Origin of the sequence: Pedobacter sp., assembly GCF_035566355.1 — a bacterium.
Taxonomy (GTDB): domain Bacteria; phylum Bacteroidota; class Bacteroidia; order Sphingobacteriales; family Sphingobacteriaceae; genus Pedobacter.
The window spans coordinates 1-13,427 of record NZ_DATMRL010000181.1 but is presented as its reverse complement, the minus strand read 5'-3'; the positions used below and the strand labels follow the sequence as shown (position 1 = coordinate 13,427).

Genomic DNA, 13,427 nt, shown 5'->3' with positions numbered 1-13,427 from the left:
AGTAAATTCGTTTATCTCTAATCTATTCCTCGTGCAACGCAACGGCAGGATGTATCGCCGCAGCCTGCTTTCCAGGGTAAAGTGCACACACAAAAACCAATACATAAATAAATGCGATGGACAGAAGTATAGCTATAGCATAAACCATGGAAGGTACATTAAACACATTCATGATCGGAAACTGTAGTGCAAAGAAACATCCGACAATTAAAGACATGGTTGCCAGGATCAACGATTCACTAATCAACTGACCGGAAACTGAATTTCCGGAGGCCCCCAGTGCCCTTCGCAAACCGATTTCACCTCTTCGCTGATTGATGTTATACCAGAGCACGCCAAATAACCCAAGCGCCACATTAATGATCAGAAAACTGGCAATAATTATAAAAATAAGCATAGGAATTATCGTTTGCTCATTTTTAGCATCTCTCATTTCCGAGAGATGCTGAATCTCTATACTTGAATTTTTCAGTCTGTTGGCCATAAACTTATACAAGGAACTCTCGAAACTCGCATCCGCCTCTGGTCTCACTTTAACAAGAAGAACATTGGTATGCTTTAAATAGCCAGAATCCAAAGGACTGAACAGCGCATAGCCCGCAGGCCAGAAATCTCCATTAGCTTTAAAATCCTGCACCACCCCGATGATTTTCATCTTATCTTTATCTTCATAGTCGCCAACAGATTTGCCTATTGCCGGGGCCTTTCCGAAAATCTCCTTCCTCAAAGATTCATTAATAATGATGGGCCTATTCCTCGCCACTTTATCCTCCGGATTAAACCAGCGGCCTTCTATCAGTGTCATTTTCCATACCTTATTGTAATCATCCCCAACCATATAATTATTGACATTATTAACCTTTTTACCAGCCGGAGATAATCCTGTAGTCATGATACCGCTGGAATATGGAAAATTATTACTCGTATAGCTTACTGCCTCCACCATTGGCATTGACTTTAAAGACTTCTTCAAATCTTCATAAAAGATCACCAGTGAATCCATATTCTTTGATTGCTGGTTGCTATTGTAATTAATAGACCATACCCGATCATACGCTAAGCCCATCGGTTTTCTATAATTCATATAATAATACACCAGGAAAGAAAAAACAGCAAAAATAACCAGGAAAGAAACCAGTATTTCAGAAAGGAACAGAAAGTTATGCCTCCTTTTATTCCATATTAATTTAAATAAATGCTTAACCATAATAATAGCTTTTAAAATTTACTGCGCTTTTAACGCCTTTACAACATTTAGCCGGGACATACGCCAGGCTGGATAAACTCCGGAAATCAAACCGAAAAACACACAAGCCAAAAAACTATACAACAGCACAGAAAAATTTAAAGACAGCCTCACACTGTCGATCAGGTTCCAGGAATTGAAAAAATAGATGATCAGCGCAGAAAAAAGCAAGCCCAATACACCACCCAAAAAAGTTAGGATCATATTTTCTACGATAAACTGACAGACCAAGGTCCTGGAAGATGCACCAAAAGCTTTCCTTACCCCAATTTCTGATGACCGCTCCATAATCCGGGTAATATTAATATTCACCAGATTAATGGTCGGGAGCAACAAAAACAAAATAACAAAAGCAACCAGAATAGATACTGCTTTGGTGATCCCCGAATCCTTCCCATCTCCAGCAATCCGTCTGGTTATACTAGCAAAAAAATAATCAGCGTTGCAGTATAGCCGATCAAACTCTTTATTGCCTATGGGAACTTTCTTCATCATCTGATCAAATTCCAGTTTCATCTTTGGAACATCAGCTTTTGACCTGGCCAGTAGTACTGCGCTGTAAGGTCCCATTAAATCTGGCTTAGTATAATTTTCTTTAGATACAGTATAAGGCAAGAACATATCTCCTGCAAAATTCCGCATCGTTTTTGCCACATTACTTACTACACCAATGACCCTGTAATTCACCTCATCAGCAGAGATATACTGCCCAACCACACCTGGCATATTACCAAAATAAGCTTTTTTAGTTGTCTCAGAAATCACTGCAACCCGCTCTGCATTAACAATTTGCTGCTCAGCATAAGGCTTTCCTTCCAGAAACCGGTATTCCAATACCCTCCAGTAATCTGCATTCGTATATTTATAATTGATCACAATCTTCTTGTTGTTGATATAGGCGTTGGAAGCCTTTGGATAAGAAGAAATCCCCATCTTTTCCACATTTTTAAGCCGGGATACATAGTGATCAAAGAAATAAAGAGAAACATCACTCCTATTCAGCCAACCCTCTTTAGAATTCTGCAATTCCATAGACCCTACATATAAAGACCTGTCCCTTTTGTAATCGGGGTAGTCAGCACTGGTGACCTTATCCAAAAATGCAGTACCAACCATCAATATGGTCAGCGTAAAGCTGATCCCGAACAAACTTATAAAAGTGAAGACCTTTCTTCTCTTCAGTACCGCAATGGCTATTTTAAAGTAATTTTTAAGCATAACCTTCAATTATTGAACCTGAGAACCATCAAATAAACGAACCAGGCGATGCGTTTTATTTGCCATATTTTCATCGTGTGTTACCATCACCACAGTTGTGCCGTCGTTTCGGTTTAAATTGATCAGAATATCCATAATCTCATTGCCCATTGCACTGTCCAGGTTTCCTGTAGGTTCATCTGCCAGTATAATCTGAGGTTTACCAACAATTGCCCGGGCTATCGCTACCCGCTGCCGCTGCCCGCCAGACAACTGTGAAGGGAAATGTTTCAATCGGTTACTCAGGCCTACTTTCTCCAAGGCTTCCGCAGCCAGATCCCGCCTTTCTCTGGCCGATGAAGAACGATACAATAAAGGCAATTCCACATTGTCCAGCACCTGCAGATCATTAATCAAATGATAACTTTGAAATATAAAACCGAGCTGTTCATTCCTAAACTTTGCCAGCCGTTGATCGGAGAAACTGGAAACATCCTGTCCGGCAATCCTGATACTTCCTTTGGATGGTTCGTCAAGCAGTCCCATAATATTCAGCAAAGTACTTTTTCCACAACCCGAGGGGCCCATAATAGAAAGAAATTCTCCTTTTGCAATATCCAGGCTAATTCCATTTACGGCAAGGGTTTCAACCGTATCGGTACGGTATACTTTTTCAATGTTTTGTAAACGTATCATATCGTATAGTTACAGATTAAGATTTATTTATAAGTAATTTTTTCATTTTTTTCGAAATCATACAAAGACAGATACCTCAGCTGATAATAAGCACTCCAGAAATCTCTAAGTGAAGCAATATAATCTCTCTTTGCTCTGTCATTTTCCTGGAAAGCAATACTCAGATCCGTAATACTCAAATCACCCAGCACATATCTTTCCCGGGCAATCTGATATTTTTCAGAAGCAATACGATCCGCTTTGCCTGTGAGCGCTACCTGTTCCTTCATCATATTAAACAAGGTTACCTGTGTAACGATCTGCTGCTTAAATGTCTGTTTATCCTGTTCCACAGCATAAGCGATGAACTGCTCATTGGCCTCGGCTGTTTTGGTCCTTGACTTTGAACGTCCCCAATCCAGCACTGGAATACTGAGCTGCAACTGTATAGACTGCTGGCTCTTTGGAGAACGATACACCTCAGCAATATTACTTGCCGCATTGGAAAACCCAAGATTCGCATTCAGTGTTGCCGTTAAACCGTTTTGCCCCTTGGCCTTTGCCACATCCCTTTTCGCCTCAGCCAGTTTACGCACAAAAGCAATGGCATCTGAACGGTTCTCAAAAGCTTCCTTCAATACCCTGTCTGCCGAAATACTCATTTGATTTACCTGTGCAGGCATATCCAGTACAATCTTATCATCACCTTCCATCCCCGCATAACTCCGCAGGTTTAAAGTCGCTATTTCCATATCCCGTTTTGCCGTACCAACAGCCTTTTGTGCATTAAGCTCCTCCAATTGCAATTGCAGAATTTCATTCTTGGAAATTTTCCCCAACTCAAATTTAGTATTGGCGATGTCCAGAATCTTCAGCGTATTGGTTAAATTGGTGGCCGCAATATTCAAGTTAACCTGGGCAAGCAACAGATCAAAAAAATATCCCGTTACCGTTACTGCAATTTGTTCTTGCGACTCAATATATACCTGTTTACTTTCATTGTACTTTAAAGGTTCAATTTTCTTGTCCCACTTTAAACTATTGAACTGTAACAAGGGTTGTGTATAACCAATTCCATAAGGAATGGCATTATAAAGAACATTTTTACGGTCAAAATCGTCAAAGCGCTGCAACTGCGTTGTTCCATAAATAGTACCTCCAGTAGCCGCAATACTTTGGCTAAAATTCATCGTCAGTGAAGAATTATCATTGTGCACAGGCTGGAAAAGAATAGCCCCATTGGGCTGCAAAACCTGAGAATAGGTTTTATTATAACCGGGCAGCACCCCTGTTAATTCCAGCTGAGGCTGATAATTAGATCTATATGTTCTCCATTCCCAATACTTGGTTTCTCTAACGGTAATGGCCTGTTTTGCCGCAATAGAGTTAGTTTTAGCCATTTCAACCAGTGCAGGTAAACTCAACTTCAGGGTATCGTTAACAACCATAGCAGCAGTTACATGCACACCAGATAGCAAAAAAAAGAAAGACAATATCGTTTTCATCTTGTTGATTGAAAATTCAAAACAGATCAATTGTTTACAGTCACCTCAGCTGTATTCTCATAGGCCTTCATATCAGATGTAATGACCACTTCTCCTGGCTTGATGCCAGTCAGAATCTCTACATAGTCGAAATTGCTCAGCCCGGTTTTCACAGTCCGTCTTTCTGCCTTCCCCTTATTCAGCACAAAAATTTCCTGGAGGTTTGAGCCCTTAAACGCTGGCCCATTGGCTACCCTCACCGCACCGTTCCGGGTAGCCGTAACCAGGAAAATATCTACTTTCATATTGGGTCGCAGTAATTTATTATTCCGCTCCTCCAATTGTGCATCAAAGGAAACAATACCATTATTTACTGCCGGAGAAATATTTACGATATGTGCCCTTAACTGCACATCATTTATCCGTACAATAACCGGCATATTATGGTGCAGCTGATCGAGCTGATTATCAGACATACTGCCAGCAATTTTAAAACTGCTCAGATCAGCAATCCTGGCCAGCGACTCGCCCTCCTTTATACTCGCTCCGATATTCTTATTGACCCAGGTGATCACCCCCGCTCTGGTAGCCACCACATTCGCCAGATCCAGTTTACGCTTCAGTGCACTCTGATCATTACGCTGTATCGCCAAGGCGATTTCTGCTTCTCTGATCTCTATTTTCATGGTCTGCTGTTTATTCCGGATTTCATTTTCGAGCTGCTGTTTCTCCAGCTCAGCAACTTTCAGGTTCAGTTCAGCCTGCTCAATTCCTTCCTTTGTTCCCCCTCCCGCCTTGTATAACCTTTTGGCACTGGACACTGCATCCACCAAGTTTCCGATCCGCAATTGTTTGATACTGTTGTTCGATTTAATATCATAAAAACTCTTCTCCAGATCCAACTTCAGCTTTCGGATCTCATTCTCTTTAGATTCTATCTGAAATTTAAGTTTATCGTATTCAGACTGTGCTGCAGATTTATCCAGGATGAGAATAGATTCTCCGGCTTTAACTTTGTTTCCGGCATCCAGCAATACTTTCCTGATCGAAGCATTGATTGGACTGGTCAAACTTTCTTCAAATTCAGGCAACACTTCACCTGTAGCGTTAATCGTGTTCTCAATATTTCCAATTGCAGCCACAGAAGTTGTGATATCAGAAGCCGACAAAGCAGGTTTAAAGTAAAAGCGAAGCAACCAGATACACAATGCAAGCACAGCCACGGCAAAAAGAAGGATTAAAATTGTCTTTCTTTTCTTTTGTCCTGAAACCTCATTTGCAATGCTCTTGTCCATTGTGTTTGTTTTGCACAAGGCATTGCAAGGCAAATGCCATAGTTAAAAACCTAAAAAACAATAGATTACAATTTACAGATATATAAAAAATGCCCGATATCGAACAAAATGTTTAATATCGGGCATTTTTATATTTTGACCTTAAGATTTTTTAACCAAAGGGGGCGGAACAACTCTATTTCTTGCCTTATTAAGTGCAGCTCTTTCTAAAAGTGTATAAGTTTTCCCATCAAAAGCCATCTTTGCCTTCGTTACCGGCTCAGCAGCCATCGGGGCTGTTCCTTTTCTTAGCCATAAGCCTGTCATGTGCAAAATAACCACATGAGGAGGATGTTTGGCATACGACTTTTTATCCATCGGACTGGCCACCAGGTTGTCATTCTTTGCACGGTTAACTCCTTCGTCCACCACCATCATTGAACTGAGATAATCATCTACGTCGATAAAAAACTCGTTATAATTGCTTTCATCAGAGATTTTAAAGCCATAAACCAGATGATCAAATACAGAATAATCCACCTTTAAACTGTCTCCAGCTTTAAAATTTATGCGGTATCCTCCGCTTTCCTCCAGTTGCCCCTCTGTTACTGGTATAAGCTGTTTCTTTCCTGAACCAGATCCAACTGCAACAGAAACCGGCACCAGAACCTCTTTGCCCTTTTTACTGGCAATCAACAGACTTACTGAATCTTTGCTCAACGACTTATTATAACGTCCATATACCTTCACCGCATCGTACTCCGGAGCAGTGGTCAGAAATGCCTTGTTGTTCTTTACCTTAAAATTTCCGGAGGCAAAAAATAATTTTTCTTTATCCTTTGATTCTACATAGGTAGAAAAATAACCAGATAGCTTATCGAAGAATACCGTAGTTGTAGTTCCCTCTTCATCCTTTCCGGAAAAGCAGCCATCATAAACACTCTGCGCTTTTACCAGAGGCCCCAGGCAAATCATACCCAGCAGTAATAATATTTTTTCTTTCATAGCACAGAATGCATTCCTTTTTTCAAAAATAAGATACACTATTTAAAATCAGCTCAATAATCCTGCTTTTATTTCGTCATAAATCCTGTTTGTTTCCACAACCGGGATGCCGAACAATTTTCCATAACTGATTATTGCGCCTGCAAATAATTCCAGCTCTGTATGTGTTTTTCCTGATTGCACATCCAGTTGAAGCGAAGTTGGGGTAGTATAAGGAAAAGTTGCAGCCTTTTTAAAAGTGAGTTCTGCAATATCCGGAGGTACAGCTACCTCTTTCTGATCAGCAATTAGTTTTAACTCCTCCATAATCCTGTTCGCCCGGGAATGCAGTTCAGGATCTTCGTTAACAACGCCAATCGGTTTGTTATACCTGGCCGAGACCAATCCGAAGCTCGCGATAAAGAAAAATTTCGTCCAAATATCAACCAGGGCGTCTCCTTTATATATAATATCTATTCCCGCTTGCTTCAACAAACCTACAATCTCAGAAGGATCATATTGTAAATGTTCAGGATCCCTGCCAAGGATAATTCTTCCTGCCGCACCTTTATGTTCAACAATTCCTTTTTCTTTAATATGCGAAGCTACATACACACAAGCAGGCAATACCACTCCATCTGGAATCAGTTTTCTAATTCTATCATAGATATCCACCCCATTCATTAACGGCAGAATGACAGTACCAGGCTTTATTTTATCCCTTAACTGCAGGCAAATGCTCTCCAGGTCATATTCCTTTACACAAACCAACCATAGATCAGACAAAGGCGCATCAGCAATTTCCCGAAACAGCCCTTCCGGATAAGCCACAGGATGGAGGTGTTCGGGAGAAATCAAGGTCAGCCCACGCTCTTTTACTACATTATAAGTTGTTTCTCTTGCTATAAAATCCACCTGAACATCAATCGATGTTTTAAAAGCATCGGCCAGTTTAAATCCAAAATATCCACCTACCCCGCCTAATCCAATTACAGTTATTTTCATCAGTATATATTTTTTTATCGGTAATGAAGCTATTATGGGCTAGCTATTCCGCTGAGGGAATTTCTTTCAGCACCGCCAAAAGATAAGACCAGAATTTTTGAACAGAAGAGATTTGGACCCGTTCATCCGGAGAATGCGCTCCTCTGATGGTCGGACCAAAAGAAATCATATCCATTCCAGGAAAGTGCGCACCTAAAATACCACATTCTAAACCCGCATGACAAGCCTCTACCTTCGGTTCCTTGTTAAAGGAATCCTGGTACAACTTAACCATGAGTCTTAAAATATCAGAATCCGGATTAGGTTTCCAGCCTGGATAATCACCGCTTTGACTAACCGAACATCCCATTCCTTCCAGACTTGCCCGAACTGCATTAGCAACATCATCTTTAGTACTTTCCACACTGCTCCGTTGCAAAGACTGCGTAATAAATTTTCCGTCTTTTACAATCACACGCGCCAGGTTGGTAGAAGCTTCCACCAAATCCTCTATATCCGGGCTCATTCTAAATACGCCATTAGGCATAGCATATAATGCATTTACTATTTTTATAAAGTCAGCCTGCCCCATCACTTCCTCAGGCAAGGCCGTTTCCTCAGCCACAACAACCAAAGAAGGTTCAATGCTATGATATTCCTCTTTCAAAACAGCAGAAAATTTTTCAAGGAAGGCCAGAAAAGCAGCATTCTCTCCAGTGGGAACAACCAATACCGACCGTGATTCTCTCGGTATCGCATTCCTTAAACTGCCACCATCAACAACAGCCAGACTGATCTTTGCCGATTTCAAAGCCCCGTAAAACAAACGGTTCATCAACTTATTGGCATTGCCCCGGCCCTTATGGATATCCATACCAGAATGTCCTCCTGATAAACCTTTAATTGTAATCTGATAGGCTACGCTATTTTCATTACTCTTCTCCAGGGTATAAGCATATTCAGAATTGGTGTCGATACCACCAGCACAACCAATGGTCAGCTCATCATCTTCCTCTGTATCCAGATTCAATAAAATAGAACCCGTAAAATTTGAAGGATCAATTTCCTTCGCTCCGGTCATTCCCGTTTCCTCATCAATGGTAAACATAGCCTCCAGTGGAGGATGTTCTACGGTCGTTGACGCCAGTAAAGCCATAATAGAAGCAACACCAATACCATTGTCTGCACCTAGCGTGGTTCCTTTAGCTTTAACCCAGTCACCATCTACAAACATCTGAATACCCTCGCTCTCAAAATCAAAAACTGTATCGTTATTTTTTTGATGAACCATATCCAGGTGAGATTGCATCACCACAGTTTTACGGTTCTCCATGCCAGGCGTTGCAGGCTTACTGATCATTACATTACCTGTTGCATCCTGAACTGTTTTCAATCCCAGGTTTTTACCAAATGCAACCATAAAAGCAATCACCCTCTCTTCTTTTTTAGAAGCCCGGGGTACTGCATTCAGGTCAGCAAAATTATTCCAAAGGGCCTTAGGCTCTAAATTTCTTACTTCCATTAGATCTTAGTTAAGAGCGGCCAAATTAGGTAATATTGCCCTGATAAACCAATAAAAAGCTGGTTTTATGAGAACAGTTCAAGGTAAAACCGAAAGTTTTTTATTTCATCCTGGCATAGATCTCTATAATCTCATGATTAACATGCAGGCTGTCAATTTTTTCTACACCCCGTTGAATCAGGGTATCATTTTTCACCTGCAGTTTAAATGTAAAATCCTGATTTTCCCAATCCCGGTAACTACAATAAGCCAGATGTTCCGTATAATCTTCTCCGGAAAGCTTATAAGTACCAGCACCGCAATCAAACACTGCAGCAGGGGTCTTACCTTTTTTAAGATCATGTTTAAAAAAGGAAAAGTGAGTTCCGTTAAACATTTTGATCATCTCCTGACCAAGCACCGGAAAAGTAACCAACGTATCTTTTCCCGTAATCGTTTTGGCAGAAACCAATTTCCAGCTTCCGTTAAGATCAATTCCTGTATTTTCTTTTTTAGACCCCGATCCTCCGCTACAAGCTACCAACTGCAACATTACCGGTAGGATCAGCCATTTTAATTTGTTCATGATGTCGTTCGTTTTTAAATACATAGCCGCAAAAAGCTCCAATGTAAAAAGGTTTATATATTGGTTATAGGTATAATTGAGCGCTGTATAATCAAACATAAAATACATTTTCCTAAATGTAAAATTTAATATTTGGTTTTATTTTTGCTGACATTTGCGCTCATGCGCCTACTTATACTTTTGCCTCTGATTTTTGCTCTCTTTTCTGGTTGTAAGACCGAAAAAAAACCACATCCTACTTTTTATTATTGGAAAACAGTTTATAGCCAGAACAAGACAGAACAACAATATCTGAAAAAAATGCAATCCAGATCTTTGTATGTACGCATTATGGATATCGACTTAGATCCAGACGGTCAGCAAGCTATACCAGTTTCCCCTATCACTTTTAAAGAAAGCTTACCTCAACAAGTAAACATTATCCCTGTAGTCTATATTGTTAACAACATTTTAAACGTAACAGATAGTACTGCACTGAAAACACTGGCCGGTAAAATTGCCGTCTTTGTCCAGGCAAAAGTAAAGCAAGCCGGAAAGAAAGATTACCAGGAATTGCAAATAGACTGCGACTGGACCAAGACAACTAAAAACCGTTATTTCTACTTTCTTGAGCAGCTCAAAAAATTGCCTCAACTCCGGAACAAAGAGATTACAGCCACGTTAAGGCTCCATCAGGTTAAAAATATAGAGAGCTCAGGCATTCCTCCGGTAAAGAAAGTCATGCTGATGTGCTACAATATGGGTAATTTAAGAAAATATGGCCCGCAAAACTCGATATTGGACCAGGCGGAAATGGACCTCTACTTGAAAGACCATTTAAAAAATTACCCTCTGGCCCTTGACGTAGCCCTCCCCTTATTTAAATGGGCAGTTATTTTCCGCAACCAACAATATGCAGGGATCTCGAAACGATTGAATCCAAATCAGCTGCAAGACAAAAACATTTTTAAAAAACTGGATCAGCCCTTACTTTATAAGCTTTTGGTTGATCTCCCCCAAGCCGGACTAAAGAAAGATGACATGGTGCGATGGGAACATATTACAACAAAACAACTCTTGCAAACAGCTGATTTTTTATCCGCATATTTGCCCTCAACAGAATTTAACCTCACATTCTACCATTTAGACGAACAATTATTAAATGATTTCAAATATGACGACCTGCAAAAAGTTATTCATAGGTTTTAGTACTTTCATTACTGTTTTTTTTGCCGAAATCGCTATCAACCTGGCTTGTGGAGGCGAAACAGACCCTTATGACTATTATATAAACTACTTCCACAGTGATGTATCGGGCGATGAATATTCCCCTTTCTTTTTTACTCAACTTAGCTTCCTGTACGGAGATAAAGATACCCACAGTGAATCAGACATCAACAGCGAAGAGTGGGCCAAATACCTTCAGGCAAAAAAAGAAGATGTTGAAAAGGTCATGTACAGAAGTAACGACGCCACCAATCTGGTACTCAGCAAACTGGATCAGCAACCAATCTCCAGTCTGCCAGACAGCCTGCAGCAAAATACATTTATACAAGCCCTGGGCAAAAACAAAAAAGCTGCACAATACTTCTCTTTCGCTAAAAGCTGCGAACCCCTTGCCAATTCGACCGCAGATTACTGGAATCCTGCTCCACGTGATACCGCAGGAATGATTTCGGCTGCAAAACAGGCTCTTGACCTGGTCAGTTCTTCTCACGGCGATGCCTTCATTAAACTCCGTTATGCCTACCAGTCTGCAAGAATGTACCATTATGCCGCACAATACCAGGAATGCAGGAACGTCTATGACAAACTGATCAAAACCAATAAAACTTCCAGCGCCGTTAAAGGCTGGTCAATGGCCCTTTATGCCGGGGCCACGCGCAGGCTGGGTATGAGGAGCGAATCCGCTTATTTATTTTCCAAAGTATTTGAAAGCAATCCTGAACGCAGAATACTTGCCTATAGAAACTATTACAACATCAGCCCATCCACAGACTCCGTACTTCGTTTTGCCAAAAACAATACAGAAAGAGCCACCATCTGGGCCATAGAGGGATTTGGGAATCCAGCAAAAGACTTAAAAAGTCTGGAAGAGGTGTATAAAAACGATCCTAAAAGCCTGATTAACGGTGCCCTTTTGGTACGGGAGATTAATAAACTGGAAGGAAATATACTAAACGGCTCCAGCAATTATTACTATGACAACAGTACAAAAAATGCCGACAGCCTAAAGAAGGTCAATCTTAAGCACCTGACCCTGGTGAAAAATTTCGCGCTTAAACTTGCCGAAGAAAAGAAATATGGTCAACCTGAATTAGGTACTCTTACCGCCGCCTATCTTTCCTGGATGGAAAACAAGGGCGCAGAAGCTTCATCTTATCTGTCAAAACTTAATTTCCCAAAACTTCCCGAACGTTTAAAAGATCAGTACCGCATTACCGATCTGCTGATTAAAGCAGATCAGATAAAAAAAGGAAGTTCATTTAACCCCAATGATCTTTTACCAGGTCTTAAGTGGCTCGATCAAAAACGTTTTGAAGAGAATAAACCAAAGCCTGGTCAAACTTATGACGATTGGGGCGGCTACAATAAAGCTTTCAGCTTAAGTGCAAGAAACCTCTATCAGGATGTCCTGGCACCAGCCTACCTGAAAATGGGTGATACTGCCCGTGCAGCAATGGCTATGGTAAAAGGTGACATCAGATCTTCAAACTTGAAAAAGAAGGATCTGTTTGGCAATATGAGTTACACGACCATTGAATACTGGCAGGAAGCGCTAAGCCCGGCAACCTTACTGAGCATTGAAAGATACAGAACAACCCCACCCCAGGATAACCTCGACGGACTTCTGGCCGGAAGCATCAAACAACTCAATCAGGATGATTTCTATGAACTTGTGGGCACCAGTTACCTCAGAACACATAATTATAAAAATGCCTTGGTCTGGTTACAAAAAATCAATCCTAAACATCAATACTTCACACCATCTAACTGGTACGAAGGTGATGAAGGAAGACTTTATCCGAACGCATTTATAGAAACCATCCGGGATTATCCTAAACAAAACGGCAGCAAAACAGGAGGTTTAAACAAGAAAACCTTTGCAATGGAAATGTTACGTCTGCAAAAGCTTGTTACCTCAGATCCAAAAAATGCAGCGGCAAACTATTATAAAATGGCAAATGCCCTATATCAAACGGGTTATTTTGGAAATTCCTGGGGACTGATCAGTTATAGCTGGAGCTCCTACGACAATGTAGTTCCGCCCAAATATGATTATGAAAAGGATTATAAACAAGCCCTGACTGCAAAACGGCTATATCTAAAGGCCAGAATACTAACTACCGATCAAAACCTCAAAGCCAAATGTACCTTTATGCTGGCCAAGTGCGCTCAAAAGATGATCATCCCAGGTAAGTATCCGGATTACCTTTATACTTACTTAAATGATAAAAAAACATACAAAGAATACCTGGATGCCAACCTCGCTAATCCGTATTACAAGGAGTTTTCT

General features: G+C 40.7%; 11 protein-coding genes. 2 read left to right on the top strand and 9 right to left on the bottom strand.

Features of this window, described 5'->3' with window-relative positions:
* Positions 1-22 precede the first annotated feature (22 nt).
* From VNZ46_RS07175 to VNZ46_RS07135, 9 genes are all read right to left on the bottom strand, one after another.
* A complete protein-coding gene (locus tag VNZ46_RS07175) occupies positions 23-1,207 on the bottom strand; it encodes an ABC transporter permease (protein ID WP_325559399.1) in 1,185 nt (394 codons plus the stop codon).
* A gap of 18 nt (positions 1,208-1,225) precedes the next feature.
* Positions 1,226-2,464 (bottom strand): ABC transporter permease, encoded by a 1,239-nt coding sequence (locus VNZ46_RS07170; protein WP_325559398.1) that lies wholly within the window; start codon positions 2,462-2,464, stop codon positions 1,226-1,228.
* 9 nt (positions 2,465-2,473) lie between these two features.
* A complete protein-coding gene (locus tag VNZ46_RS07165) occupies positions 2,474-3,139 on the bottom strand; it encodes an ABC transporter ATP-binding protein (protein WP_325559397.1) in 666 nt (221 codons plus the stop codon).
* Between the two features lie 23 nt (positions 3,140-3,162).
* The gene (locus VNZ46_RS07160) at positions 3,163-4,623 is read right to left on the bottom strand and encodes a TolC family protein (RefSeq protein WP_325559396.1); all 1,461 of its coding nucleotides are present in this window, start codon (positions 4,621-4,623) and stop codon (positions 3,163-3,165) included.
* A gap of 26 nt (positions 4,624-4,649) precedes the next feature.
* Positions 4,650-5,897, bottom strand: a complete 1,248-nt coding sequence (locus VNZ46_RS07155; protein WP_325559395.1) for an efflux RND transporter periplasmic adaptor subunit — start codon at positions 5,895-5,897, stop codon at positions 4,650-4,652.
* Between the two features lie 141 nt (positions 5,898-6,038).
* Positions 6,039-6,881, bottom strand: a complete 843-nt coding sequence (locus VNZ46_RS07150; RefSeq protein WP_325559394.1) for a hypothetical protein — start codon at positions 6,879-6,881, stop codon at positions 6,039-6,041.
* A 48-nt stretch (positions 6,882-6,929) separates the two neighbouring features.
* Positions 6,930-7,865 carry a 2-dehydropantoate 2-reductase gene (locus VNZ46_RS07145; RefSeq protein WP_325559393.1) on the bottom strand — a complete coding sequence of 312 codons (936 nt, stop codon included), beginning with the start codon at positions 7,863-7,865 and terminating at the stop codon, positions 6,930-6,932.
* 43 nt (positions 7,866-7,908) lie between these two features.
* Positions 7,909-9,366 (bottom strand): aminoacyl-histidine dipeptidase, encoded by a 1,458-nt coding sequence (locus tag VNZ46_RS07140; RefSeq protein WP_325559392.1) that lies wholly within the window; start codon positions 9,364-9,366, stop codon positions 7,909-7,911.
* 100 nt (positions 9,367-9,466) lie between these two features.
* A complete protein-coding gene (locus tag VNZ46_RS07135) occupies positions 9,467-10,030 on the bottom strand; it encodes a hypothetical protein (protein ID WP_325559391.1) in 564 nt (187 codons plus the stop codon).
* A gap of 201 nt (positions 10,031-10,231) precedes the next feature.
* Here VNZ46_RS07135 and VNZ46_RS07130 point away from each other — a divergent pair, with 201 nt between their 5' ends.
* Positions 10,232-11,119 (top strand): hypothetical protein, encoded by an 888-nt coding sequence (locus VNZ46_RS07130; RefSeq protein ID WP_325559390.1) that lies wholly within the window; start codon positions 10,232-10,234, stop codon positions 11,117-11,119.
* A partial coding sequence (locus VNZ46_RS07125; protein ID WP_325559389.1) for a hypothetical protein occupies positions 11,085-13,427 on the top strand: 2,343 nt, incomplete at its 3' end. The genes VNZ46_RS07130 and VNZ46_RS07125, both read left to right, overlap by 35 nt.

What these genes read in the sequence shown, in the direction of transcription:
- VNZ46_RS07160 (WP_325559396.1), bottom strand. Translation starts at nt 4,623, where the DNA reads ATGAAAACGATATTGTCTTTCTTTTTTTTGCTATCTGGTGTGCATGTA.
- VNZ46_RS07145 (WP_325559393.1), bottom strand. Translation starts at nt 7,865, where the DNA reads ATGAAAATAACTGTAATTGGATTAGGCGGGGTAGGTGGATATTTTGGA.
- VNZ46_RS07135 (WP_325559391.1), bottom strand. Translation starts at nt 10,030, where the DNA reads ATGTTTGATTATACAGCGCTCAATTATACCTATAACCAATATATAAAC.
- VNZ46_RS07170 (WP_325559398.1), bottom strand. Translation starts at nt 2,464, where the DNA reads ATGCTTAAAAATTACTTTAAAATAGCCATTGCGGTACTGAAGAGAAGA.
- VNZ46_RS07165 (WP_325559397.1), bottom strand. Translation starts at nt 3,139, where the DNA reads ATGATACGTTTACAAAACATTGAAAAAGTATACCGTACCGATACGGTT.
- VNZ46_RS07155 (WP_325559395.1), bottom strand. Translation starts at nt 5,897, where the DNA reads ATGGACAAGAGCATTGCAAATGAGGTTTCAGGACAAAAGAAAAGAAAG.
- VNZ46_RS07175 (WP_325559399.1), bottom strand. Translation starts at nt 1,207, where the DNA reads ATGGTTAAGCATTTATTTAAATTAATATGGAATAAAAGGAGGCATAAC.
- VNZ46_RS07130 (WP_325559390.1), top strand. Translation starts at nt 10,232, where the DNA reads ATGCAATCCAGATCTTTGTATGTACGCATTATGGATATCGACTTAGAT.
- VNZ46_RS07140 (WP_325559392.1), bottom strand. Translation starts at nt 9,366, where the DNA reads ATGGAAGTAAGAAATTTAGAGCCTAAGGCCCTTTGGAATAATTTTGCT.
- VNZ46_RS07150 (WP_325559394.1), bottom strand. Translation starts at nt 6,881, where the DNA reads ATGAAAGAAAAAATATTATTACTGCTGGGTATGATTTGCCTGGGGCCT.